The sequence below is a fragment of the Vibrio sp. CJQ_6 genome (genome assembly GCF_043106745.1).
Classification (GTDB): Bacteria; Pseudomonadota; Gammaproteobacteria; order Enterobacterales; family Vibrionaceae; genus Vibrio; species Vibrio furnissii.
Genome location: NZ_JBICMV010000012.1, coordinates 63855 through 90566, shown reverse-complemented (window position 1 = coordinate 90566; position 26712 = coordinate 63855). Strand labels below are relative to the sequence as shown.

Sequence of the window (26712 nt, the reverse complement as noted above, 5' to 3'; positions counted from 1 at the left end):
TTACCATGACAACACAAACTTTATTCTCTCTGCCTGCCGCCTCTGGTGCGGGAGACAAAAAACACGTTGGTAATCTTCATGGCGCCAGTTTGGCGTTAGCCATTGCCGAGTTGGCCAATCAACATCAAGGCCACACACTGCTTGCCGTGCCGGATCCACAAACGGCGCTCAAACTGTTGCAGGAAATTGAACAGTTCAGTCAAGCAAACGTTGCCCTGTTCCCCGATTGGGAAACATTGCCGTACGATAATTTCTCACCGCATCAAGAAATCATTTCTGAACGTATTTCGCGCCTGTATCAACTGCCGTCGCTGTCGCAAGGCATTACCATTGTGCCAGTGAGCACACTACTGCAACGTCAAACGCCGCGCGATTATCTGCTGCAACATACCTTGATGGTTAACCGAGGCGATCGGTTCTCATTAGATAAATTACGCGTACAACTTGAAAATTCTGGCTATCGTCATGTCGACCAAGTCTTTGGCCCGGGTGAATATGCCAGCCGTGGGTCGATTCTGGATCTGTTCCCCATGGGCAGTGCAGATCCATATCGCATCGACTTCTTCGATGATGAAATCGACACCATTCGCACCTTTGATCCCGAGAATCAACGTTCCATTGACGAGATCGACGCGATCCGCCTGCTGCCTGCGCATGAATTCCCCACCACCGAACAGGCGATCGAGGAATTCCGTACCCGCTGGCGTGGCCGATTTGAAGCGCGTCGCGAGCCAGAATCGGTCTACATGCAAGTGTCCAAAGGCACTTGGCCGGCGGGGATTGAATATTGGCAACCGCTGTTTTTTGACCACACCGAAACTCTTTTTGATTACCTGCCCGCTGGCAGTCAACTGCTGAGTGTCGGCCAGTTAGAAAACGCGATCGACAACTTCCTCAGCGATGTCGACTACCGCTACGATCAACGCAAAATTGATCCGCTGCGTCCGCTGTTGCCGCCCGATGAATTGTGGCTGAAAAAAGATGAGCTGTTTGCGCGCTTTAAAACGCTACCGCAAATCCAACTCAGCTTAGCGCCGGTAGAAGAAAAAACCGGACGCGTGAATCCTCGCGTGCAACCCCTGCCCGATCTTGCGGTGCAGCATCAGAACAAAGAACCTCTGGCTGCCCTGCGCCAATTTAGCGAAAGCTTTGCCGGTAAAGTGATTTTCTCGGTTGAATCGGAAGGTCGCCGTGAAGCCCTGCTTGAACTGCTGCAACGCATCAAGCTGCGCCCGCAAAGCAAAGCTGATTTTATGCAAGCCTATCAGAGCGACGATAAGTTCTCGCTGATCTTGGGCTCTGCCGAACACGGTTTTATCTTCGGTGATCAGCAACTGGCGCTGATTTGCGAAAGCGACTTGTTGGGCGATCGCGTCATTCAGCGACGCAAGAAAGAACGCAAAGTCACCAACAGCGATGCTGTGATTCGTAATCTGGCAGAACTGAAACCCGGTCAACCGGTGGTGCATATCGATCACGGCATTGGCCGCTACGTGGGTTTGCAAACCCTTGAAGCGGGTGGCATGACCACCGAATATGTCACGCTGGAATATCAAAATGACGCCAAGCTCTACGTACCGGTTTCGTCGCTAAACCTCATCAGCCGTTACTCTGGCGGCGCCGAAGAAAGTGCGCCGCTGCATAAATTGGGCGGTGAAGCTTGGGTGAAAGCGCGCCGTAAAGCCGCCGAAAAAGTGCGAGATGTGGCCGCCGAGCTGCTGGATGTATACGCCAAACGTGAACTCAAACCGGGTTATAAATTCCAGCTCGATCGCGACCAGTACGCCACGTTTAAATCAGGTTTCCCATTTGAAGAAACCGACGATCAAGCAATGGCGATTAACGCCGTGATGTCGGACATGTGTCAACCCAAAGCGATGGATCGTCTGGTGTGTGGTGATGTGGGCTTTGGGAAAACCGAAGTCGCAATGCGCGCTGCGTTTGTTGCCACCGATAACGGGAAACAAGTGGCGGTGTTGGTCCCGACGACCCTGCTTGCCCAGCAACATTTCGAAAACTTCCGTGACCGTTTTGCCAACCTGCCCATTCGTGTGGAAGTGCTATCGCGCTTTAAATCGGCCAAAGAACAGAAAGCCATTTTGCAAGACGTGGCCGACGGTAAAGTAGACATTGTCGTCGGTACCCACAAACTGCTTTCAAGCGACATCAAGTTTGCTGATTTGGGTTTACTGGTTGTCGATGAAGAACACCGTTTTGGTGTGCGCCAGAAAGAGAAAGTCAAAGCGATGCGTGCAGACGTCGACATTCTCACCCTCACGGCCACGCCGATTCCGCGAACGCTGAACATGGCCATGAGTGGCATGCGCGATCTGTCGATCATCGCCACGCCACCCGCGCGCCGTATGGCGATCAAAACCTTTGTTCGTCAAAGCGAAGACAGCGTGATCCGCGAAGCCGTACTGCGTGAGATCATGCGGGGTGGTCAAGTGTACTTCCTGCACAACCAAGTCGAAAGCATCGACAAAGTCGCTGCAGATCTGGAGAAACTGATCCCAGAGGCTCGTATCACGGTGGCCCATGGGCAGATGCGTGAGCGCGAATTGGAACGCGTGATGAACGACTTCTACCACCAGCGTTTTAACCTGTTGGTGTGCACCACCATCATTGAAACCGGAATCGACGTACCAACCGCCAACACCATCATCATGGATCGCGCCGACTCTTTGGGCTTAGCGCAGTTGCACCAGTTGCGTGGGCGCGTGGGGCGTTCGCATCATCAAGCATACGCGTACTTGCTGACGCCGCATCCGAAAGCGATGACCAAAGATGCAGTGAAACGCCTTGAAGCAATCGCCTCCTTGGAAGACCTCGGTGCGGGCTTTACCCTCGCTACTCACGATTTGGAAATTCGCGGCGCAGGTGAACTGCTGGGCGATGAGCAAAGCGGTCAGATTCAGTCGATTGGTTTTACGCTCTATATGGAGATGCTGGAACAAGCGGTTGAGGCATTGAAGTCCGGCAAAGAGCCATCGTTAGACGACCTGCTGCGCGAGCAAACGGAAGTGGAACTGCGAATTCCTGCACTGCTGCCAGATGATTACATTCCAGACATCAACACGCGTTTGTCGATGTACAAGCAGATTGCCAGCGTCGCTGACAGCGACGAGCTCACCGAACTGAAAGTTGAGCTCATTGACCGCTTTGGTAAACTGCCGGATGCGGCGCTGAACTTACTGGCCATCGCCGATCTCAAGCTCGATGCGGCGCGTTTGAAAATTCGCAAAATTGAAGCGCACGAGAAAGGGGGTTACATTGAGTTCTATCCAAATGCTGACATTAACCCGATGTTTTTGGTTAAACTACTGCAATCGCAGCCGAAGAAATTCGCAATGGAAGGGCCGACCAAGTTCAAATTTGCCTTACCTCTGGTCGATCGCAGAGAAAGAATTCAATTTGTTGCAGACATGCTGAATGAATTCCAGCAAAATCTACTTCCAGCAGCCTAAGAGCGTGACGCTCTTTTGATATACCTGACTGACTCAGCGTGGCCTCAGGCGCCACGCTCTGTTCAACCGGGACAAGAAGACCGTGCTGTGGCACGAATTACGGAGTCATAATGAAAAAGCTGATCCCACTATTACTTTTGCTGGTGTCCATGCCAAGCTTGGCGCAGCGACAGTTCGATATTGAAGTGATCCTCTTCAAACGCGCAGTGGATGCAGAAAAAGTGAGTGAATCATGGCCAAACAGCCTGCCAGAAATCAACGTCTCGCGCGCAGGCAGCTTCGGTGATACCAGCTACCGTCAATCAAAAGGCGTGCAAATGCTGGCTTACTCTCAATATCAGTTGAACGACGAAGTCCAAAAACTGAAAAACCATGCCGGCTTCCAAGTGTTGTTGCACACCGCATGGCGTCAAGGTGACCAAGGCCGAGCCTCTGCACCCATCTTCCATATTCAAGCGGGCAAAGACTATTCGCAGCAGTTTAACCCTGACGGCAGCGAAGTGGGCAAACAGGCAACCACGGATACGCCCGTTAGCGGCGTGGTGGAAGAGAGCATCGCCAAGCCCCTGTATGAACTTGACGGCACACTACAAATTTACGTTCAACACTACTTATATGCCGAAGCCATGCTCGATTTGAAAGAGCCAAGCGTGCGTGATGTGGTGATGCAAGATGCGCAACTCAACCTGAATGTCGCGCCAGACGATCAAAACGCCACCGTGCAAGCCGGCAATTTGGAGTCGGTATCGCCAACGGTGGATGTGGAATCCTTCCTCAAGAGCTACCGCATGGATCAAAAGCGTCGCATGCGCAGTGGTGAAACGCACTACTTGGATCACCCGCTGATGGGCATGATCATTCAAGTTCGCCGCGTCAATCCGAACTAAATCAACCGAAAAGAAGCGCCCCTTGTGGGCGTTTCTTTTATACCGACAGGTTCTCTATACTTAAGCCAGTTCATCGCCTATCAGTCGAGACTTATGAGCCCTGATTTTCAGATCATCACCCAGCGCCTACAATTACGCTTGATCAGCCTCGATGAAGCCACGGAGCTGAGACGCTGTGTCTGTCACTCCCCTTCCCTTCATCAATGGATTGATTGGTGCTCCGCGCAATTTTCCCTACAAGAGGCTGAACGCTTTATTCTCGCCACGCGTCTGAACTGGGTCAAAGCCGACGCTTACGGATTCGGGGTGTTTGATAAAAAGCAGCAGACACTGATTGGCATGGTCGCCATCAACGAGTTTTACCACACGTTTAATATGGCCAGCCTCGGCTATTGGATCGCCGATGCATATCAGCATCACGGCATGGGAAAAGAAGCGCTAGATGCGCTGATTGAGTTCTGTTTTAGTCGCCTTGAATTGACGCGGCTGGAGATCGTGTGCGATCCGCTTAACGCAGCCAGTCAGCGCCTTGCAATCGCCTGTGGCGCCGAGCAAGAGAGTATCGCTCGAAATCGTTTTCTGTTCGATGGTGAGCCCAGAGACGGCATTGTTTATTCGCTGATTCCGGAATAATAAAAAAGCCCCGAAAGGGGCTTTTTAGAAGCCATTAATGCGATGGCTTAGTGCAATTTCAAGTTTGGACGCAACACGCGATTAATTCGTCCAACCAACATCATCAAACCCGTTTTGAAGATGCCATGCAGCGCCACTTGGTGCATGCGATAGAGTGAAATGTACACCACGCGCGCGATACGACCTTCCACCATCATCGACCCTTTGGTCAGGTTACCCATCAGGCTACCCACGGTTGAAAAGCGACTCAGCGACACCAACGACCCGTGATCTTTGTAGACATACGGTTTCATTTCACGTCCAATCAGTTTCGCCACGATGTTCTTAAACGCGAGGCTTGCCATCTGGTGCGCAGCCTGAGCGCGCGGCGGAACAAACGAACCATCCGCTTGTGTGCATTGTGCCAAATCACCAATCACGAAGATGTTCTCATCACGTGTGGTTTGCAGTGTCTCTTTAACCACCAACTGGTTAATGCGGTTGGTTTCTAAACCCGCAATGTCTTTCATGAAATCAGGTGCTTTGATGCCCGCAGCCCAGACCATGATTTGTGCGGGAATTTTTTCACCATCTTTGGTGGTCAGGCCATCGGCGTCTGCTTGGGTCACCATAGTCGCGGTGCGAACATGCACACCCAACTTGGTGAGTTCACTGTGCGCCGCGGCAGAAATGCGTGGTGGCAGAGCAGGTAGAATGCGTTCACCCGCTTCAATCAGGTTCACGTTCAGCTTGCTTGAATCTAAATCGCCAAAGCCATACGCATGCAGCTCTTTCACGGCATTGTGCAGCTCTGCTGACAACTCAACGCCGGTCGCACCTGCACCCACAATTGCGATGTCCACGGTACCGTTGCCATTTTTGGCATGCAGTTTCAGGAACTCGTTATTCATTTCAGTGCGGAAGCGATTGGCCTGTTCAGGGCTATCTAGGAAGATACAGTGTTCGCGAACACCAGGGGTATTGAAATCGTTAGACGTGGAACCAATCGCCAGTACCAGAAGGTCGTATGGCAGCTCACGTTTTGGCATCAACAATTCGCCCTGCTCGTCTTTGAGTTCGCTCAACGTAATGGTTTTGTTGTCGCGATCAATCGACTCAAGGCTACCCAATTGAAACTCAAAGCTGTGGTTTTTGGCGTGGGCACGGTAACTCAGCGCATCCACCCCTTCATCCAGAGAACCGGTTGCCACTTCGTGCAACAGCGGTTTCCATAGGTGGGAAGATTTACGGTCTACCAGTGTAATGTCTGCGCGGTTTTTGCGGCCCAGTGTGCGGCCCAGTTTGGTCGCAAGTTCAAGACCACCAGCGCCGCCGCCTACTACAATAATGCGTGTCACAACAACAATCCTCAAAACAAATATCAATAACTATGGCTCGGCACGATGACTCGCACCGAAAGAATTCTTTGTAAACTGTCGTCTGGGTATCGATGTCAGTTTTAACTTTTGTTGTTTTTATTTATCGACACGTCAATTGGGCTAAAGCGTGGTTAACGCAAAAATTCGGGCAAGTTTTCTTGCTTGCTCTTTCTGTTTTTTTGATATCTATCAAATTATTTTGTGCGAAAGCACATTATATAGAGGTAAATTCCCGGTGCAACCTAAGAATTCTCTGAATTCGGTACTTTTTTTGCGAAAAAAAACGACCCCAATCAGGGGCCGTTAAAACGTTGATTATTTGTACCGTTTACGCATTTTTGAACGCTTTCATGGTCTGCAAATGCTGTGAAATCTTCTTAAACTTGTGCGATTGCGCTTCATCCCAAACGATCTCGTAGTAGTCTTGAAGTTCATTCGCCGTGTCCTGATTGTTGAGGAATTCATCCTCACGCGACAAAATCACCAAGCAGCGCCCCTTATTCTTCACTCGGTACTGTTCCACACATTTCGTGGCGATGTCGTCGTATTCTTCTGGGCGGTCAATTCGGCCAACCATGTTACGTTCCGGATGCAGGTTCGGATTGAAAATCACCTGCTTGATGCCACATAGAAATCCAATTCGCTCAGACCAGTAGCCTCCCAATCCAACGCCACACACAATAGGATGCGGATCATTCGACTGTTCAATCGCTTTATGCACTTCTTTCAATAAGTGTTGCATGTCGTGTTTAGGGTGCAGCGTGCTGTAGTTGATGAAGCGCACATCGTCGTCGATGAATTGAAGCTGCATGACTTTCTCGTGGTTCCCTGGGCTGGTTGAGTCAAACCCGTGCAAATAAATAATCATAATATCCCCCGATTCCCTTGGATTTCTAATCTACCACGAACCGCATGGTTTTTACGGCTTAGCATTTAATTTACCGCAACAAAGCGTGCAAACAGTGATCCTAACTACAGAATGTATCTTTAATATGCAACGCCTGCTGGTAATAGCTGTCATCGCCCCATAACTGATACGCCAACAAGTACCACAGCATCGCCATCATGGTGGTGCGCGGTAACCACGCTTTCACACCATCGACCCACACATCGACATCATCGATGTCTCGCAACTGGCAGTAGCGAAAAACCGAATCCAGTATTTTTTCGCCCGCGACATTGATACTCAGCGCCAAATCCATCCGCGGATCAGCGATGGCGGCATACTCCCAGTCGATCACTTTATTGCCGTGTTCCGTCTTCACCATGTTGTAGCCCGCCAAATCGAAATGGCACAGCGCATAAGGCACATCTTCAATGTTGGGCGGATGACGCCAATCGCGATAGAGCTTTTCGATTTCATCCGTTTTCAATTCGGCTTTGAGTTGCATCCAATAATGGTCGACCCGTGCAGTGAAGCTAAACGGCGCCACGGGAATGCGTGAGATGGTGAGCTCGTGAATGCGAATCTGCGTACGCAGCAAAGCATCAAATGGCAAGTGATGGGTCAGCGATTCCCCTTCAATCCATTCCACCAATAACCCTTGATCATTGATGGTGACAGGCGCTGGGCCAATCTGGGTGGATTCAATCGATTTGAGAATCTGAAATTCTTGAAAGCGGGAAATAGAAAAGGCTTTTGTAATGGCTGTGGCGGGACGCCACACGTAAGCCAGGCCATGCTGGCACATCACTTTCCAGCACCGATTGGTGAGCCCTCCCGTCAGCGTTTGTGCGTATTCAGGAGGGTATGCAAAGAAATGAGTTAAGGACTGCAGCGTCGGATCGAGCTGACACGCTTCTCGCCATGACATTCTCGCCATAACTCACCTCTTATCGTGGCTGTTTACATTCCAAAGAAACTTTTAGACTGCTGTTTGCGGATTTCAGTTTCATCGGCCCATTCAATGAGACCGGTTTTTAGATCCATCAAACGCATGGTCATTTTGTAATACACGTCAGTGTTGCTGCCCGCATTTTTCACGATGCTCGACAAGTTGCCATACAACATGTATTCCGCGCCCACCATTTTACCAAACTGAATCGCGGTGCTTTGGTTCACAAGCTCGTCGTTGTTCTGGAACTTCAACTGATCGCGAACCGCTTCAACGCGGTCCATATCAACAAAACGGAATTTACCGGAGTTCAGCATTTTGGTGCTGATAGTATCCGTGATGGATTCGGTATCGATGTGTTCACTGGTTTTGTTCTTGATGCGCTCAACAAAGACGATCGGGCGAGAATCACGCGTGATCGCCGACACGGAGCCAGACATCATCATGCTGTCGATCATATCCGCAGCGATTTTCTGCAAGTCGGTCGAACCGAAATCCACCGTGACTGTTTCAACCGCTTGTGCATCACCATAACTGACTTTGTTTGAACAACCGCCAAGGATCACGGCTAGACCCAACAATGCAATAATACTTTTTTTCATTTCAAATCCTCTAAACTTACACAGCTCAATCATTTGATGCACGAATCTGAACACGGAACTGAGTTCCATTCGGATTCACAGAAACTTCAGACAGGGACACGGTCTCTTCGCCACGAATAATCACTTGCTTCCATGGGCTTGGCTGCGTGTTCACTTCGAGCCCTTCATCGTCATACCAATAAAAACGGTATTGCAGATGTTGGTCGCCACGGTAGTTACTCAGCAGACGCACCACACCACGCGTGTGGCCATCAAAGGCCGTGGTCGCGATATCTTCAATCTGCAAACGCCCTGCCAGCACATTATCGCCAATCAGAACCCGTTGCGTGTTGCCATCGACTCTCAAGCCGGCGGTATTGTCTGCACACCCCATTAATACAAGCGCCGTCAATACACTCACGAACCATTTTTTCATCACAATCTTCCCAACTGTTTGTGCCATAACGTAGCATGGTTGCCCTGACGTGATAACCACACCAGAGTTGTGCCGCGTGACGGCACGGAAAACGTATAAGTTTGACCACCAACCTGCAGGCTTTGTTCACCGGCTGTTACCACCGTACTGGTTGCACTCACGGCGCCCGGTAGCGTTAACCAACTTCGCGTGTCCGGTTGCTCAGTCAACGTATTAAAGATATTGAAGATCAAGCTCCCCACATCATCGCCTTTGGTCGCTTCTTTACGCAATTGATCTTTCGCCACCACACGCAGTGCTTGGCGTATCACGATCGTCGGCATACGTTCGCGCAAATCGCGCTGCGCCATCAAATCGACATCGGTCAGGCGATCACTCGCCAGTGATTCGCCATTGAGTACCAAGGCGGAAAACCGCGGCGCACTCTGCGTGCCATAGTAAGGCAGCGCCAAAGAATACAATGCCGTATTCCCACGGCTGTCAAAAAGCGGTAAAGAAAGTCGCCAGCTTTCCAACGCTTGCACGACGCCTTGCTCATCGAGCACAATCACGCGCCCTTGTTGATCATTCAACGATTGGCTTTGGCCATAGCGCTGGGTTAACTGTGCTAAATCCTCACGCATGCCAAGCCGCTGAGCCACGCGAATCGTGCCGTCAATCACCGCGCGGTTATCCGGCGCAACAGCCAGTGCACGGCGATAATCCACGTAGGCACTGTTTAAGTCGTTCGAAGCTTCATACAACAACGCGGAAAGATACAACAAATACCCGTTTTGGACGGCCTGTAAGGTTTTGCCCGCATCGGGATAGCGTGCCAGCACGCTGCCCAAATTCGGCGTCACCCCTTTAGACTGCATCTCTTGCTGCGCTCGTTCCAACTCAGCCTCGCGCGATTTCCTCGCTTGCTCTTGCACCTGATTTGCTCGGCGCATTTCCACCAGCGCACCTTCTAAACTATTGTTTTGAAGATAGTTCAAACCGAGGTAAAGATGCAAAAATCCCAACTCGTAATCGGCAGGTGTGTATTCATTGAGGTTGTCGTTCACCGCCAAGGCGCCAACGCTGCTTGCGGTTGAACTGAGGGAGATCACGGCTTGATCCTGTTGACGACGAATTGCCGTGTCAGACAGCTCAAACGCCGATTTGCTCTCGGGGTATTGGCGATTGAGAAAATAGACGCGCCCTTTTTCCAGATTATCCAGAATATCTCCGGCCACGTAATCGGAAAACTCGTCGGTCGCCTGCTGATAATCCCCCGACTTGACCGACTGGTACAAATCAGCGTTCTGCGCACTGTAGTGGCTAAACAGATTTCCGGCGGTAAAATTGGCGCAGGCGCTCAGCCAGACACACGTAAGCGAAATGGTCAGGTGTCGTATATGAAACTTCACTACAAACTCCGCTGAACGGCGATGACAACACAGCCCGGCGTCAACCGAGCTGTGTTAGAAATTAACTCATTAATAGCGGGCCCAGCGGACGGCCGCCGACGAGGTGCATGTGAATGTGGTACACTTCTTGGCCGCCATGCGAGTTGCAGTTCACCAACAAACGGTATCCATCTTCTGCAATGCCTTCCTGCTCAGCGATTTTCTTCGCCACAGTAAACATACGACCCAACGCCAATTCATCTGCTTCTTCAACATCGTTCACGGTAGGGATCAACTTGTTCGGAATGATCAAGACATGACTTGGCGCACGAGGATTGATGTCACGAAATGCGGTGACTAAGTCATCTTGATACAGAATATCAGCAGAGATTTCTTTACGGATAATTTTGCTAAAAATGGTTTCTTCAGACATGAAGGGCTCCATCAGACGTGTTTTGAAATATCGTAGTTTGACTGAGTATGCGACAAGGCGTATGAAAGCTCAATAAAAAACACTGTTCACTTAACAGAAACCCACTTTGGCCACCCACAAAAAAATAGTTTTGCCGTATACGTCATAAAATGTGCTTCTCGTGCTCCATACAATAATGATTCTTTTGTTAATTTTTTACGAAAATTTTGTCACCATTATTTTTATATTTGTCATTACTATTCTTATAAAAGAACGATTGTATCAAGGGAGAGAACTATGCAAGGTTCTGTAATCAGGCGCATGTACGCCGGCTTTGCGCTGATCATCATTATGTTTGTCGTCACTGTGGCAACCATGATGCAAGGCATGAGCCAGATCCATTCCAATTTCGAAGGCGTCTCCAACACCGCCTTACCACTCGTCTCACTATCCAACAAAACCAGCGTTCAACTGCTTTCCGCAGACAAATCATTTAAAGACTTTTTGACCACGCAGAACCGTGAACGCATGACCGTCACCCGCAATGAATTTGCCCAAGCCAAGGACGATTTCAGTGCGGTGTTAAACGAACTGGCCAACGCCAGCACCAGCCATCCCGATTTACAAGAGCGAATCGAGGCGCTCAAGCAACTGGAAGCTCGCTACTTTGATGAAGCCAACGAAGCCATGAACAACTATCAAGCGATGTTCTCGGCGCAAGATCAGGTACAAAAATCGACCCGTGAATTCCAGCGTTTGCACTCTGAGCTGAGTGTTGGCATGAAAGAGTACGTCGACGATCAAAGCAGCATCTCGGTCAAAGTCATGGCCAAGAGCTACTTCATTAAATTGAAAGATGCCGAAGTGATCACGTCCGATGCACTGGCAAGCTCGGATATGGACTTCGTTGAAAAAGCGGTGTTGAAAAACAAAAAAGCGGTGACGCACCTGAACTACGCTTACCGCGGCCTGACAACGCAATTGCCGGCACTGAAAAAAGTGTTTGATGAATCGGTCGAAAAATTCACGCAAGACATTGGCCAAAAAGGCGGCGTACTGGATCAGCACAACGAGTACCTTAAAGCCCGCAACGCACTGTACGACAACATCGCCAACCTCGCCGCGGAAGTCGACAATGCGATGACGATTCTGGACTCGTTCAACCAAACCGCCACCCAAGATTTGGATAACTCACTGGCGGAAGCTGGCAATGTGTATCAGCAAGGGGTTTATAAAGCCATTGGCATTAGCTTGGTGGTGGTCTTGCTTGCGGCGGGGATCGGGTATCACATCGCCCATAGTGTTCGTTCACCACTTAAGTCGATCTTAACGACCTTAGAAAGCCTGACACAAGGTGACATGACGCCGCGCATTCAGATTACACATCAAAACGAGTTTTCCCGCCTCAGCGGTCACATCAATTCTCTGGCGGATAACCTGCACGACATCCTACGCCAGCTCAATCAAGCATCCGATGATTTGACAGACACCGCGAATCAGAACCAATCGACCTCGCAAGGCGCGCAATCCCAACTGAGTACGCAACGCGAGCAAACCGCCAGCGTGGCCACCGCCATGACGGAGATGGCGCACTCGGTGCAGGAAGTTGCGCACAGCGCGCAAAACTCACTGGAAATGGTTCAACAGGTGGAAAGTGCCTCTGAATCGGGTCGCCAGATCATGAGCAACAACATCAGCACCATTAACCAATTGGAAACTCGCCTCAATGACTCTGTGGATGCAGTCAGCCAGTTGCGCCGAATGAGCAGCCAAATTGGATCGATTTTGGATGTGATTCGTAACATCGCTGAACAAACCAACCTATTGGCCCTCAATGCGGCCATCGAAGCAGCGCGTGCCGGTGAACAAGGGCGTGGCTTTGCCGTGGTCGCCGATGAAGTGCGCGTGTTGGCGCAGCGGACCACGGAGTCAACGTCTGAAATCGAAACCATGATCAGCAACCTGCAAACCAGCTCCAGCTCGGCCAGCAAAGTGATTGAAAGCTGTATGCAGGACATGGAACAGTCGGTTGAACAAGCATCGCAGGCCAACAGTGCCATGGAAGAGATTCAAGCGTTGATCATTGAGATCAGTCAGATGAGTACGCACATTTCTCAAGCCGCAGCTGAACAAAGTGAAACCACCACCGCCATTGCGCAGAGCATTGAAGACATTAACCTGATTGCCGACAAGAGCTATCAAGCGATGAGCGAAATTGCACAAACCAGCAGTAACCTGACACAACTGGCGAACCAGCAAAGTCATTTGGTTCACCGATTTAAACTCTAACAGAGATTCGTCTCACACCGCCTGCTGTGTTAGCGCGGTGTCAAATATTGACCTTGGGCGACTTTTATTCGGAGTCGCCCTTGTTTTTTGTGCGCTGCGTCGTTATATGAGTAATACGGCTTGCAACACAACTTCTCCAAACATCTCAATTTTTGCAAGCCAAACATGAGGATAACGTATGGCCGTTCATGTTGGCATCATTGACCAAGATCCGGTTCGCTTGGTCACTCCACTACTGGATAACCGAACCATCAGTCGCCACATTGTGTTCATTGGCGATAGCTCGCAAGAAACGATGTACGCCCGTTTGCACACGGTACTCAATGAGCGCGATATTACCTCTGAATTTTTCGAAATTCCTTCCGGCTCAAACATTGCCGACATCAAAGCCTCAATCCGCGAACTCGCAGAAGATCTGAAACAACGCAACATGGACGTCAAACTCAACGCAAGTTGTGGTCTTCGTCACCGTTTGTTGTCGGTCTATGAAGTGTTTCGGACGTACCATTGGCCTATTTTTGTCGTCGAGCCAAACAGCGACCGCTTATGCTGGCTCTATCCTGATGGTAATAAAGACACGCAAGTGCAAGACCGCATCACTATTTCCGATTATCTCACCATCTTTGGCGCGCGCGGCGAGTTCAACCAACAAAGCCTGCCACCACAACTCGATCAAAAATTGTATGAATTGGGTGAACGTTGGGCGAGTAACGCGTTGGAACTTGGCCCAGGCCTTGCCACACTGAACTACTTGGCGACCACTTGCCGCAAAGAGCAGCGACTGGACGTTGAATTGTCAGACAAACAACAAGGCTATCGTGAACTCAACTTGCTACTGAGCGATTTGGTGGAAGCGAACATCGCCACCTATGACAAAGGCATTTTGACCTTCGCGAATGAAGATGCACGACGCTTCTCAAACGGTGAATGGCTTGAAACGCTGGTGCACAGCACCGTACGTCAGATCCAAGACGATATGCCCACCATTCAAGACCGTTCGCTGAACGTGCAAGTGTATCGCCAGTTGGGCGATCGCGAAGTGCGCAACGAACTTGACGTGGCCACCGTGGTGAACAACAAACTGCACATCATTGAATGTAAAACCAAAGGCATGCGAGATGACGGCGATGACACGCTGTATAAGCTGGAATCATTGCGTGATTTACTGGGTGGCCTTCAAGCGCGAGCCATGCTCGTCAGCTTCCGTCCACTGCGCCACAACGACATCACTCGCGCAGAAGACCTTGGCCTGGCCTTGATTGGCCCTGATGAGCTCAAAGATTTGAAAACGCATCTGAAAAACTGGTTTGCCGCTGCCGGTGGCAGCGAAGAAATCTAACCCATGAAAAAAGCCCGCTAAGCGGGCTTTTTAGTATTCGGCGGTAACGACTTAGCAATCGTCTTCGGTGAAGTTCGAAGGCAACGTCGTTTTCATCTGGTTCCAGATGTGCGCACTGGCAATACCATATTGGCGAATAACTGCCGGAATTTGTTCGCGGTCGCCGGTTGAACAGATGTCCAATAACTCACGGTAAAACTTCATCGCGAGTTGGCGCGCTTCTGGGTTGGAGAAGTAGTAGCTTCCCACGCGATCGTACAGCTTTCTCAGACCATTAAAGATCAAACCATAGATTTGGTTACCAGAATGGAACGCCAAACGTTGGAATAGCATGTAATCGTAGAAATTGAAGGTTTTAGCCAACAACAATTGCTGACGCTTCGCTTCATCTTTCTCACCATCATCTTTCACGTGTTGCACAATTTTCTCAGCGTATGGCGATGACGCAATAAATTCATCCCAAGACGTCGCTTCCATCAGTGATTCACACGATTCAATCACGTTCGAAATAGTGCGTTCGCTGTTCTCTTTGTTCACCTTAAATGCATAGCGCATAAAGATAGGACTGATGTTGGTACGCGCCGCCAAAAGATCCTCAACAATGCTGGTTGCATTTTCTGCATCCAACGTCATCAACGTATCCAAAATATGCAAACCGGAGGTTTCCATAAACTGGTTCACTTTCGTTGGCTTGCCATGTTGAATGGTTAACCACCCATCACGTGCTAAGCGTTGTAAGACTTCGCGAAGCGTTGTACGTGTTACACCAATCAGTTCGGAGAGCTCTCGTTCGGCAGGGAGAATGGAGCCTGGTGGAAAACGGCCATTCCAAATGCTTTCAATAATGTATTTTTCTGCAAAACCTGCTGGACTTTTTGCCTTGATGACCATTAAGTACTTTTCCAGTTTTCTATTTTTTTGGGTCGAATGGCACTCATCATACCACTAGTTTTCATTCAGCGGAAACAAACCATTGGTAAACTGGTAACAACCACTCAATTAGAGTTTTAGCTCTATATGAAATTTATTTCTTTGTATTAAGGCTGTTTTATTGTGAAATAAACGTTTCAATATGTTTCAAAGTATTTCAAAATAAATATTCCAGCCATAATAAAACTCAAGATAAAGAGAGATTGCTCACATTATTATTTTGATAAATTTCAAACTTAACTTACCAGAAAGTCATATTTTTCATCGTTAAACTTTCCTTTACTGGCAATGTCATTCCCTATCACCTTCCAAATGAATTTTTTATAAGTTTTATGGTATGCTGGCGCCACTTTGATCGCGTTTCTTCACGAAAAACCGGTGAGTGGTTTGTCAATTGATGCTTCGTTATTGACTAAATCACGTCTCACTGTATTGTTGCGGTCAAAGCACGGAGTGCTTGTTTTTCTCAGGGAGTGACTCAGTAAATCGGTCGGATAACATCCACTTGTTGATTTTCTAAGTCATTGTTGGAAAAGATTTTTGTATAGACGTCCGTCTAATTTCTTGAATTAGATCCAAAACGGGCACATAACTTAGTCTATTAATAACTAAAGTAAGAGTAATCACCATGCCGATGTCGCTAGGAAGCGCATTTATCAAAAACTTCTTAGGTAAAGCGCCAGATTGGTACAAAGTTGCCATTATTGCCTTCCTTATTATCAACCCGATTGTGTTCTTTTTTATTAATCCGTTTGTCGCTGGATGGCTATTAGTCGTTGAATTTATTTTCACGTTGGCTATGGCATTAAAATGTTACCCGCTACAACCTGGTGGTTTATTAGCAATTGAAGCAATCGCAATTGGAATGACTAGTCCTGCGCAAGTTAAGCATGAATTAGTCGCCAACATTGAAGTGTTATTACTGCTGGTTTTTATGGTGGCAGGCATCTACTTCATGAAGCATCTGCTGCTATTTATTTTTACCAAAATTTTACTTGGCATCCGCTCAAAAGCGCTGCTTTCCGTAGCGTTTTGTGTCGCAGCAGCCTTTCTTTCCGCTTTCTTGGATGCATTGACGGTCATCGCGGTCATCATTAGCGTTGCAGTTGGCTTTTACTCGATTTACCACAAAGTCGCCTCAGGACAGTCGTTTCACTCTGCACACGACCACACGCAGGATGAACATATTTCTGAACTCACACGTGATGACTTAGAGAACTACCGCGCCTTCTTGCGCTCACTGTTAATGCATGCCGGTGTGGGGACAGCACTTGGTGGGGTGACCACCATGGTGGGTGAACCACAAAACCTGATCATTGCAGACCAAGCAGGCTGGTTCTTTGGTGAATTCCTGATCCGCATGGCGCCAGTGACCCTGCCCGTATTCCTGTGTGGTATCGTCACCTGTGTGCTGGTCGAGAAGTTTAAAGTCTTCGGTTATGGCGCTCGTCTGCCAGCCAACGTACGTCAGATTCTGATCGACTTTGATACCGAAGAACGCAAAACCCGAACCAACCAAGACGTTGCGAAGCTGTGGATTCAAGGCGCCATCGCGGTCTGGTTGATTGTCGGCTTGGCGATGCATTTGGCCGCTGTTGGTCTGATTGGTTTGTCGGTCATTATTCTTGCGACCGCCTTTACCGGGGTGATTGAAGAGCATTCAATGGGCAAAGCGTTTGAAGAAGCGCTGCCGTTTACAGCCCTGCTGGCCGTCTTTTTCTCGATTGTTGCAGTGATCATCGACCAAGAGCTGTTTAAGCCCATCATTGATGCGGTATTGCACATTGAAGATAGCGAAACGCAGCTTGCCTTGTTCTACATTGCCAATGGCGTACTGTCGATGGTTTCGGATAACGTCTTTGTCGGCACCGTTTACATCAACGAAGTCAAAACGGCCATGATGGAAGGCATCATCACACGCGATCAGTTCGACCTACTGGCCGTGGCGATTAACACCGGTACCAACCTTCCTTCAGTCGCGACACCGAACGGTCAAGCGGCCTTCTTGTTCTTGCTGACGTCGGCGCTGGCGCCACTGATTCGTTTGTCATACGGTCGCATGGTTGTGATGGCTCTGCCATACACCGTGGTTCTGACACTGGTTGGCTTGGCGGGCATCGTATTTTTTGTTGACCCAATGACCAGCTATTTCTACGACATGGGGTGGATCACACACCACAGTGTACCCGCGATGGGAACGGTCGTGTCTGGCGGTCACTAAAAATGTGTTGAACCGGAAACTTTTCCGAGATAAAAAGCTCTGAGTTATCAGAGCTTTTTTTTATGTTGAACCACTAAGGATTGTTACGTGAACTTTCTATCCGGCCTTAACTCTTTTTCTCGATCTCGTCTTTCTTGGGCCTTGCTTCTGGCTTTCGTGGTGTTCTTTGAAGCCTGTGCCTTGTTCTTTCAGCACGTCATGATGCTGGCGCCCTGCGTCATGTGTATCTATGAACGCATTGCGATGCTGGGCATCGGCGGAGCCGCCGTGCTGGGCTTGATTGCGCCACACAACCCACTGTTTCGTTGGCTTGGACTGGCCGCATGGGCTGGCAGCGCTTATAAAGGCTTAACGCTGGCGATGCAGCATGTCGAGTACCAATTTCACCCGTCTCCATTTGCAACGTGTGACCTGTTTGTCATGCTTCCCAGTTGGGCGCCATTGAACCAGTGGTTCCCTTGGATGTTTGAAGCGTATGGTGATTGCAGTAAAGTGGTATGGCAGTTTTTGAATTTGTCCATGCCCCAATGGTTGGTGGTGATTTTTGCCGCCAACTTGATTGCTCTGGCAGTCATTGTGATTGCGCAGTTTGTTCATGCGAAACGTGCATAAGTACCGAGCGTTGCATCACCCGACCTCAACGTGTCAACTTGATTGAGGCCGGTACAAACCTTATTTAGGACAGTACAACGGTTAGAAAAAAGGCGCCATCAGGCGCCTTTTCTTTGGATGACAGATTAATCTCTTACCGGAGCGGGCGCGAGCACCTCACGGTTACCGTTGTGTCCAGGGGCGCTGACAATGCCCTGAGCTTCGAGCTGCTCTACAATGCGAGCAGCACGGTTATAACCAATCTTAAAGCGGCGTTGGACACCAGAAACCGAACCACGGCGGCTTTCAACCACATGCTCCACCACTTGGTCAAACAGTGGATCCATCTCTTCATCACTTTCCATCTTCTCTCCCGGCAACAAAGCATCTGGGCCTTGATCACCGTTGGTGATTTCTGTGATGTAATTCGGTTTACCGCGCGCTTTCCAGTTGTTCACCACCGCATGCACGTCATCATCGGATGCAAATGCACCGTGAACGCGAATGGTATGACTGGAACCCGGTGGCAGATACAACATATCCCCCATCCCCAGCAGCGATTCTGCGCCGCCTTGGTCAAGGATGGTGCGTGAATCCGTTTTGGTTGACACCGTAAACGCGACACGCGTTGGAATGTTCGCCTTGATCAGGCCGGTAATCACATCAACGGATGGGCGTTGTGTCGCCAGAATCAGGTGAATCCCCGCAGCACGCGCTTTTTGCGCCAAACGTGCAATCAGCTCTTCGACTTTCTTACCGACCACCATCATCAGGTCAGCGAATTCATCGACCACCACCACGATATAAGGCAGTTTTTCCAACAGCGGCGGTTCAGGATCCATACTGTCCCCTTCTTGCCACAATGGATCATGAATGGGGTGCCCAGCTTCTGCGGCCATTTTTAGCTTGTCGTTGAAGCCTTTGATGTTCCGCACACCCAAGACGGACATCAATTTGTAGCGACGCTCCATCTCGCCCACACACCAACGCAGGGCATTCGAGGCATCTTTCATGTCCGTCACGACTTCAGACAATAAGTGAGGAATGCCTTCGTATACCGAAAGCTCCAACATTTTCGGGTCAATCATGATGAATCGAACATCTTCCGGCGTCGACTTGTACAACATACTCAGAATCATCACGTTCACGCCCACGGATTTACCTGAACCCGTAGTACCCGCCACCAACACGTGCGGCATTTTCGACAAATCAGCCACCACGGCGTCGCCCGCAATGTCCTGCCCCAACACCACGGTGGTCGGTGATTTCGATTCTTTAAACTGCGTGCTGCTGATGACATCAGACAAGTAAACCGTCTGGCGACTCATGTTTGGCAGTTCCAGGCCCACATAAGGTTTACCCGGAATCACTTCAACCACACGCACGGCCATCGCAGACAGAGAACGCGCCAAGTCCATCGACAAGCTAGAAATACGGCTCACTTTAACGCCCGGCGCCAAATCAAGTTCAAAACGCGTAATGACAGGCCCAGGGAAGATATCCACCACCTGTGCCTGAATCTTGTAATCGGCCAATTTAGATTCAACCAAACGAGCGATCTGCTCTAACGCATCACGGTCAATGAAGTTTTCACGTTTTTCAGGATGGTACAGCAGCTCCAGTGTTGGCATCGGCTCTGCCGGTTTGGGCAGGTTCACATTTTGCTGCACCAAAAACGGGTTCTGTTTCGCAGCCATATTCGCTTGTGCTTCCGACACCAAATTCTGGAATGCAGCCACATCCTGATCGCTGTCACCCTCATCATCTTCGTCTGCGTCATCGACAGGTTCTACAGAATAGTGTGGCGCATCGTCTATCGCCTCACTCACCGCCGCGGGCACATTCAAGGCAGGCTCTTCTTCCTCATCCAGAATGTCGAAATTGGAAATCGTCGGTTCGATGTGAGAGTGATCGTCTTCCACGTCATCAATGGTCTGTGTCAACGCCACCGGATCCACTCGCGGTGGCAGAGGTTCGGAAATCGATGGTTCAGGTTCAAACACCGGTGTTTGCGGTACTTGTGGCGATTCTTCCCATGGTAGCGCATCAGCGAAGTCATCTTCTTCTCGCGCGACCATTTCTAACTCTTCAATGGTTGCACCAAGCTGGCGACTTCTCGAGTGCTCAAGGTCATCGTCATCTTCTTCCGTATAAGTGTACAGGGGTGCGGTGTTGACCACCGGCTCTGGCTCAACCTGTGGTGGCGTCGTGTGAATCGGCTCTTGGCGCTCTGGGATGTGAATGTTAAAGCGACGCTCTTCAGGCTCAATAGCGGCCTCAAACGCAGGTTGAGGCGCAATCGGTTCCATATCAACCGACGAGTTCAGCACCGGCTCACTCGCTTGCGAAACCTTCGGCTCGGCAACCACAGGGGTAACCAGTTGCGGTGCGACAACTTCCTCTTTTTCACCACGCAGGCGATTGATCAACCAATGGAAGCCACGGATACTGTTTTCACCGAGGCGCTCCACCATGCTCAGCCAAGAGATCCCCGTCAACAGCGTGAAACCAGCGCCCCACAAAAACAGCAGCACTAAGGTGGTTCCCAAGACGTTCAGCGTCGGCAAAGCCAAGCTAGTGAGGACATCCCCAACCACACCACCGGATGAAAAGTACCAAATATCATCGAAGTTGATGTCGGCTAAACCGCAGCTTGTTAGCAGCAGAACCACCAAACCCAGTAGACGAGTCCCCCACAACATGAGGTCAATCGACTCATCTTCATCACGATGACGCAGCAGGATCCACGCAGTTGCGGTCAAGATGATCGGCAAAGGATAAGCCAGAGACCCAAACACAAAAAACAGCGTATCGGCCACCCAAGCGCCAACAATACCGCCTGCATTTTGAATATCCGATCCCCAAGCCGTTTGCGACCAAGATGGATCGGCAGGATTGAAGGTGAGTAAGGCGACTGCCAGTAGAATGGATGCAAGCACAGCCAGAATAAGACCGCACTCACGGAGACGTTGAGCACCATTCAAACGAGGAGACTGAGGCTCTTCACTCGTTTTGATAATGGTTTCGACTTTATTGTTGTTCTCTTTGAACATAAACCAACTTGATTATGATTATGGCCAATGTGACTCACACTATACGCACATTGGTGGGGTGAAAACAGTCCGAGCGGCAAAAGCCGCTCGGTTTGTTCGAAGATTTAACCATATCAAGGTCAAAAACCCAATTAGCGAAAGTCAGAATGTGGAAAGAAGTACCACTATTCTGACAGATTCTAATTAACGTGTTTTGATCACTAGCTGGTTGGTCTGCTTCACTTCTTCCATTACCACGTAAGTTCGAGTGTCATTCACGCCTGGCAGGCGCAGCAATGTATCACCGAGTAGTTTACGATAGGCACCCATGTCGGATACGCGAGTTTTGAGAAGATAGTCGAAATCACCTGATACCAGATGACATTCTTGGATATCATCCAGTTTCTGAACCGCGGTATTAAACTGTTCAAACACATCAGGAGCACCACGGTTAAGCGTGATTTCCACAAACACCAAAAGCGAAGCGTCAAGATATTGCGGGTTCAACAACGCGGTATACCCCGTGATATAACCCTGACGTTCTAATCGACGAACACGTTCCAAACATGGGGTTGGAGAGAGTCCCACACGCTTAGACAATTCTACGTTCGAAATACGACCGTCTTTCTGCAACTCATTCAAAATGTTGCGGTCGATACGGTCTAAATCCTTGGACGGCCTTTTATAGTTGTCTGCCATTTTTTATTCCACCTTATTACTTCCTTGCAAAAAAATATACTACAACTTTTTAATATTCAGTATCAAATTACTTATTACACTAACTATACTAGCCATAAATTCGATACAAAAACCCTACAATAGTCAATACAACCACACAAACATAAGGAGTCAGGATGATCATTGGCGTACCAAAGGAAATCAAAAACCACGAATACCGTGTGGGTATGATTCCAGCAAGCGTTAGAGAGCTTGCCTCACATGGGCACCAAGTCTTTGTTGAAACAAATGCCGGTGCCGGCATCGGCTTTTCAGACGATGATTACATCGCTGTAGGCGCATCCATTCTTCCTACTGCTGCAGACGTATTTGCGAAAGCAGACATGATTGTAAAGGTTAAGGAACCTCAAGCTGTCGAGCGAGCTATGCTCCGAGAGGGGCAAATTTTATTTACGTATTTACACCTCGCTCCAGATTTTCCACAAACTGAAGAGCTAATCAAGAGCAAAGCTGTCTGCATAGCCTATGAGACTGTAACAGATAATATGGGTCGCTTGCCACTATTAGCACCAATGTCTGAAGTTGCGGGCCGAATGTCGATTCAAGCCGGCGCCCTAACACTGGAAAAATCGCATGGTGGCAGTGGCTTATTACTCGGTGGCGTCCCCGGTGTCGCACCGGCAAAAGTGGCGATCATCGGCGGTGGCGTGGTGGGAGCCAATGCCGCTCGCATGGCGATTGGCTTGCGTGCCGATGTCACCATTCTTGATCGCAACATTGATACGCTGCGCAGACTGGATGAAGAATTCCAAGGTCGTGCCAATGTGGTGTATTCCACCGAAGATGCAATTGAACACTACGTGCTGGATGCCGATTTGGTGATTGGCGCCGTATTAATCCCAGGCGCGGCTGCGCCGAAATTGGTCACCAAAGCGCACATTCGTCGCATGAAACCCGGTTCTGCAGTCGTGGATGTGGCGATTGACCAAGGAGGCTGTTTTGAAACCTCGCACGCCACCACACATGCCGACCCGACATATATCGTCGACGATGTGGTGCATTACTGTGTTGCCAATATGCCCGGCGCGGTGGCTCGCACTTCAACCTTTGCGCTCAACAACGCGACCTTGCCTTACATTGTTAAATTGGCAAATAAAGGTTATCAAGCCGCGTTAACATCCGATCCCGGCTTTATGAAAGGACTGAATGTCATTCACGGCAAAGTAACATGTAAAGAAGTCGCCGAGAATTTCAATTTGGCGTATGTCGCTCCGGCCGAAGCCATCGCGATGTTCAACTAAATCAGACCGCGTGCAATAGCCGGGCGAATGCCCGGTTATCATGCCTGCCAAGCGTGGATGAGTATATTTCTTGGCGTCACAGTTCGTTCACAAAACTCCGACACTTCAACCTGATAGCCCCGCTCTTGCAAATACATGGCTTTATCTAAGACCAGCCACATTTCGATCAGACGCAGAAACCCCAATTGCACTAAGCTGAGTCGCTCCATTTCCCAAAAACGTTGCTCGCCTTGGTATTGATAATGGGCAAAATCGACCGTCGGCAACGCGATTCCTTTGTGTTGCGCAGCCCAATGGCAGAATGCTGTAAATCCATCACTCAATTGCGATTTTTTAATACTTGGCACGGGTTGATAGGCGGTAATGCCCAATTCCGCTTTCAGCAATGCATCAAAGCCGAGCCGATAGCTCATCTCTTCAAATCGGTGCCGCCGCACACGCTCACCGCCCGTGACCGTTTCTTGCAATGGAATTCTCAACTCTTGGCGAGTCAACGACAGAGAAGACGTTTGCGCGAGCTGCGATAAGCATTGATAGTGCGACGACTGGGTGAGATGGTAACAGCAGGGAGAAAAGCTGATCGCTTGCAATGACGCATCGGTCGCGTACTGCATCAAACGCACATGCAAGTCGCCGCACGCATGCAGTGCTACTGCATGCTGCTGCGCAGAAAAACACGCTCGGCTTTGTTCATCAAACGCATCTCCCTGCACAAAGCGCATCGGTAAATGCAACGCGTCGGCGTCTTGCTGCCCTCGTTTACATAGCTCGGTTTGATATTCAAAACTGGTGACGTGTTGCCTGGTTTTACTCGCCAACACGCGCCCTAAATAACCTTTGCCCGAGCACCACTCCAACCACGCCTGCCCACGATGCAAGCTCACGACCGCACCACCGAGTCGGCGAATCTGCTCCAACTTTCGCCCCGGGATCCCGCTTTCAATCGCGCTCGTCTGGCAATCCATCAAAGGCGCTGGCGGTAATTGAATACGCTGCCACGTTTCTGCCAAACCGTCGACCAAAGGCGACAGACTCGCTAACAGCTCAGATGGAGAGGTTTTTAGTTGCTCGATTGTTGGCTCGTCTAAATGATGCAGCCACTGGTCAAGTAAAGGATAGGCCTGCGCCCAAGGCACACAGGCTTGCGCGCTTGCATGAAACGACTCAAACCGCCACAACGGCTGCGTGTGAGTCAGAAAGTGATCCAGATGTAGAAAAAGTTCGCGCATTCGGCCCCCGAGTTGAAGGCGCTATTGTAGGGCCAACACAAGGAAGATCAATGCGACAAATCAGCGCACCGGCAACTCGATATCGCGAAACATTTCTTCAATTTCATGGTTGGATTTCAACGAGATCGCGCGTTCAACCACCGGACGCGTTAAGTGCGGCGCAAAACGTTCCATGAAATCATACATATAAGTACGCAGGAATGTGCCTCGACGAAAACCAATGCTGGTTGTGCTGGCACCAAAGATATGACTGGCATTGATGGCCACCAGATCGCTGTCTTGAATCGCATCCATCGCCATACTGGCAATCAAGCCGACCCCAATCCCCATGCGAACATACGTCTTAATCACGTCCGCGTCCGTGGCGGTAAAGACCACGCGCGGCGTCAACCCCACTTGGTGAAACGCAGCGTCCAATTCTGAACGGCCAGAAAAACCAAAGACATAAGTCACCAATGGGTAATTCGCCAGCTCTTCAACACTGATGTGATCTTTCTTTGCTAAGGGGTGATCTTTCGGCACCACAATGGCTCGGTTCCAGTGATAACACGGCAGCATAATCGCGTCGTGATAGAGATGCAGCGCTTCAGTGGCGATGGCAAAGCTCGCCGACCCTTTAGCAATCGATTCTGACATCTGAGCCGGCGTCCCTTGATGCATGTGCAAAGAGACTTTCGGATAACGCGCCGTGAAACCTTTGATCACCTCGGGCAGCGCATATCGCGCCTGCGTGTGCGTGGTTGAGATATTCAGCATCCCCATTTCAGGATGCGTATGTTCCCCCGCGACCGACTTGATGCTTTCGACCCGCGACAAAATCTCAGTTGCAATGCGAACAATGTCTTCGCCAGCTTGCGTCACCTGCGTTAAGTGCTTCCCACTGCGTTCAAATATCTGAATGCCCAGTTCATCTTCCAGCAAACGAACCTGCTTACTGATGCCGGGTTGTGAGGTATAAAGACTTTCAGCGGTGGCAGAGACGTTTAAGTTGTGATTGACCACTTCAACGATGTATTTCAGCTGCTGCAACTTCATAATTGACCTGTGTATCCTTACGGAGTGCTACATCACGTGTTTATAGTTTATAATTATTAGTTATAACGCGTCGAGAACATAATTCAAAGCACAACCCCGAAATTGTTTTTGAATGTATTCACCTTTTTGCGTATTGAACAAAAAATTGCCACCGAGCACCCAAACTCAGCATTCTGTTGCAGTTTTTTGGTGGTAAAACAGGAATAATGAAAATTATAAAATAGTAGGTGTAGTGAAAAGTTAGGATAGTGTATCCTTCATCATTAGGCCTTGGGAAATGTAGACACGGATTATATGAATATCGGTTTAATTATCGCTCTGATTGCCATTCTGCTGGTTTTGATTCTGGGTTATAACATTATGCTCCAGTATAAAGTCAAAGTAGAAACCGCTAAGAAGCAGGAATCTTCGCGTTACCTGACGATTATTGATGCCACTGAAGATCTGATTGGTAATGCGCATCACATGCCTTTTAGTAAAGATCTCTTGGTGTGTCTGAACAATCGCATTTTGGACGCGCTACAAAGCATGTACGAGCTGGATCCGAAGAACAAGCAGTTGGCGCAGCGTATCGAAAATATGGCCGCGCAAATCAAAAACCTGCAAGACAACCATCCGGGTAATGAAAGCACCACGTTTAAAGTACCAAGCAGTGATAAACAAGCGATCGTGATGTTGAAGTTGGTGAAGCGCCTACGCGATACCATTCGCAGTGAGCACAACAAAGGCCGCTTTGATACGCAAGCCTACGTCACTGAAAATGCGCGCTTAGAAACCATTCAAATTCGCATCAACATCGAAAACGTCATTAAGCGTTCAAATGATGCCATTGTGCGTGGCCAACCGGGCACCGCCGTGCAGCTTCTGCGCAAAGGGCTGGAAGTGTTAAGCACCAAAAATGATACCTACTCCAACCAAGCCCGAGAAAAGCTACAAGGCATGTACGATGAATTACAGCAACGTCGTCAATCCAAAAGTGCGGCAGAACTGCAACAAATCGAAGAGAAAGAGCGTAATAGCGATATGGAAGCGCTCTTTGGTGAAAAGAAAAAATGGTAATATACTCGCACTAAGAGTACCGATTCATT

21 protein-coding genes are annotated in these 26712 nt (G+C 49.4%); 9 read left to right on the top strand and 12 right to left on the bottom strand.

Translation table 11 applies throughout. The features are described 5' to 3' along the window. Window positions 1-5 precede the first annotated feature (5 nt). The 3 genes from mfd to ACF8PK_RS07355 all read left to right on the top strand — a co-directional run bounded on the left by mfd (window position 6) and on the right by ACF8PK_RS07355 (window position 4987). Window positions 6-3467: a transcription-repair coupling factor gene (gene mfd, locus ACF8PK_RS07365; protein WP_392440663.1), complete on the top strand. Its 3462-nt coding sequence runs from the start codon at window positions 6-8 to the stop codon at window positions 3465-3467. 110 nt (window positions 3468-3577) lie between these two features. Then, the gene (locus ACF8PK_RS07360) at window positions 3578-4354 is read left to right on the top strand and encodes a peptidoglycan binding protein CsiV (RefSeq protein WP_004726459.1); all 777 of its coding nucleotides are present in this window, start codon (window positions 3578-3580) and stop codon (window positions 4352-4354) included. A 93-nt stretch (window positions 4355-4447) separates the two neighbouring features. Beyond that, window positions 4448-4987 (top strand): GNAT family N-acetyltransferase, encoded by a 540-nt coding sequence (locus ACF8PK_RS07355; protein WP_014205396.1) that lies wholly within the window; start codon window positions 4448-4450, stop codon window positions 4985-4987. Between the two features lie 47 nt (window positions 4988-5034). On the opposite strand, the gene ACF8PK_RS07350 is transcribed toward ACF8PK_RS07355, so the two are convergent. The 7 genes from ACF8PK_RS07350 to hinT all read right to left on the bottom strand — a co-directional run bounded on the left by ACF8PK_RS07350 (window position 5035) and on the right by hinT (window position 11000). Beyond that, a complete protein-coding gene (locus ACF8PK_RS07350; RefSeq protein ID WP_004726461.1) occupies window positions 5035-6324 on the bottom strand; it encodes an NAD(P)/FAD-dependent oxidoreductase in 1290 nt (429 codons plus the stop codon). Window positions 6325-6673: 349 nt separating this feature from the next. Then, complete coding sequence (gene ycfP / locus ACF8PK_RS07345; RefSeq protein ID WP_143679221.1) at window positions 6674-7213, bottom strand: alpha/beta hydrolase YcfP; 540 nt, start codon at window positions 7211-7213, stop codon at window positions 6674-6676. A 100-nt stretch (window positions 7214-7313) separates the two neighbouring features. After that, a complete protein-coding gene (locus ACF8PK_RS07340; RefSeq protein WP_014205397.1) occupies window positions 7314-8168 on the bottom strand; it encodes a phosphotransferase in 855 nt (284 codons plus the stop codon). Window positions 8169-8191: 23 nt separating this feature from the next. Further along, window positions 8192-8782, bottom strand: a complete 591-nt coding sequence (gene lpoB, locus ACF8PK_RS07335; protein WP_004726464.1) for a penicillin-binding protein activator LpoB — start codon at window positions 8780-8782, stop codon at window positions 8192-8194. Between the two features lie 25 nt (window positions 8783-8807). Further along, complete coding sequence (locus ACF8PK_RS07330; protein ID WP_392440662.1) at window positions 8808-9197, bottom strand: YcfL family protein; 390 nt, start codon at window positions 9195-9197, stop codon at window positions 8808-8810. Beyond that, entirely contained in the window at window positions 9197-10588 is a 1392-nt protein-coding gene (locus ACF8PK_RS07325; RefSeq protein ID WP_055466340.1) for a COG3014 family protein, read from the bottom strand. The genes ACF8PK_RS07330 and ACF8PK_RS07325 overlap by 1 nt, the downstream gene beginning before the upstream one ends. 61 nt (window positions 10589-10649) lie before the next feature. Next, a complete protein-coding gene (gene hinT / locus ACF8PK_RS07320) occupies window positions 10650-11000 on the bottom strand; it encodes a purine nucleoside phosphoramidase (protein ID WP_004726467.1) in 351 nt (116 codons plus the stop codon). 276 nt (window positions 11001-11276) lie between these two features. Here hinT and ACF8PK_RS07315 point away from each other — a divergent pair, with 276 nt between their 5' ends. Then, window positions 11277-13268 carry a methyl-accepting chemotaxis protein gene (locus ACF8PK_RS07315; protein ID WP_392440661.1) on the top strand — a complete coding sequence of 664 codons (1992 nt, stop codon included), beginning with the start codon at window positions 11277-11279 and terminating at the stop codon, window positions 13266-13268. A 178-nt stretch (window positions 13269-13446) separates the two neighbouring features. Next, window positions 13447-14607, top strand: a complete 1161-nt coding sequence (locus ACF8PK_RS07310) for a DUF1887 family protein (RefSeq protein WP_392440660.1) — start codon at window positions 13447-13449, stop codon at window positions 14605-14607. Window positions 14608-14658: 51 nt separating this feature from the next. Here the strand turns inward: ACF8PK_RS07310 and fadR are convergent, their stop codons facing one another. Further along, window positions 14659-15498 carry a fatty acid metabolism transcriptional regulator FadR gene (gene fadR / locus ACF8PK_RS07305; protein ID WP_004726470.1) on the bottom strand — a complete coding sequence of 280 codons (840 nt, stop codon included), beginning with the start codon at window positions 15496-15498 and terminating at the stop codon, window positions 14659-14661. 667 nt (window positions 15499-16165) lie between these two features. On the opposite strand from fadR, the gene nhaB reads away from it, so the two are divergent. Continuing rightward, the gene (gene nhaB / locus ACF8PK_RS07300; protein WP_055466338.1) at window positions 16166-17758 is read left to right on the top strand and encodes a Na(+)/H(+) antiporter NhaB; all 1593 of its coding nucleotides are present in this window, start codon (window positions 16166-16168) and stop codon (window positions 17756-17758) included. An 87-nt stretch (window positions 17759-17845) separates the two neighbouring features. Continuing rightward, complete coding sequence (gene dsbB / locus ACF8PK_RS07295) at window positions 17846-18370, top strand: disulfide bond formation protein DsbB (RefSeq protein WP_004726472.1); 525 nt, start codon at window positions 17846-17848, stop codon at window positions 18368-18370. A gap of 125 nt (window positions 18371-18495) precedes the next feature. Here dsbB and ACF8PK_RS07290 read toward each other — a convergent pair whose 3' ends face one another. Together ACF8PK_RS07290 and lrp are read right to left on the bottom strand one after the other, a co-directional pair. Beyond that, a complete protein-coding gene (locus ACF8PK_RS07290) occupies window positions 18496-21402 on the bottom strand; it encodes a DNA translocase FtsK 4TM domain-containing protein (protein WP_392440659.1) in 2907 nt (968 codons plus the stop codon). Between the two features lie 183 nt (window positions 21403-21585). Continuing rightward, a complete protein-coding gene (gene lrp, locus ACF8PK_RS07285; RefSeq protein ID WP_004726475.1) occupies window positions 21586-22080 on the bottom strand; it encodes a leucine-responsive transcriptional regulator Lrp in 495 nt (164 codons plus the stop codon). Between the two features lie 155 nt (window positions 22081-22235). On the opposite strand from lrp, the gene ald reads away from it, so the two are divergent. Next, entirely contained in the window at window positions 22236-23360 is a 1125-nt protein-coding gene (gene ald, locus ACF8PK_RS07280; RefSeq protein ID WP_014205403.1) for an alanine dehydrogenase, read from the top strand. A 38-nt stretch (window positions 23361-23398) separates the two neighbouring features. On the opposite strand, the gene ACF8PK_RS07275 is transcribed toward ald, so the two are convergent. Together ACF8PK_RS07275 and cysB are read right to left on the bottom strand one after the other, a co-directional pair. Next, a complete protein-coding gene (locus ACF8PK_RS07275) occupies window positions 23399-24589 on the bottom strand; it encodes a methyltransferase (RefSeq protein ID WP_392440658.1) in 1191 nt (396 codons plus the stop codon). A 60-nt stretch (window positions 24590-24649) separates the two neighbouring features. Further along, complete coding sequence (cysB, locus tag ACF8PK_RS07270) at window positions 24650-25624, bottom strand: HTH-type transcriptional regulator CysB (RefSeq protein ID WP_004726481.1); 975 nt, start codon at window positions 25622-25624, stop codon at window positions 24650-24652. Window positions 25625-25918: 294 nt separating this feature from the next. On the opposite strand from cysB, the gene ACF8PK_RS07265 reads away from it, so the two are divergent. Further along, window positions 25919-26683, top strand: coding sequence for a hypothetical protein (locus ACF8PK_RS07265; protein ID WP_004726483.1), 765 nt, complete (start codon window positions 25919-25921; stop codon window positions 26681-26683). The last annotated feature ends 29 nt before the right edge of the window (window positions 26684-26712 follow it).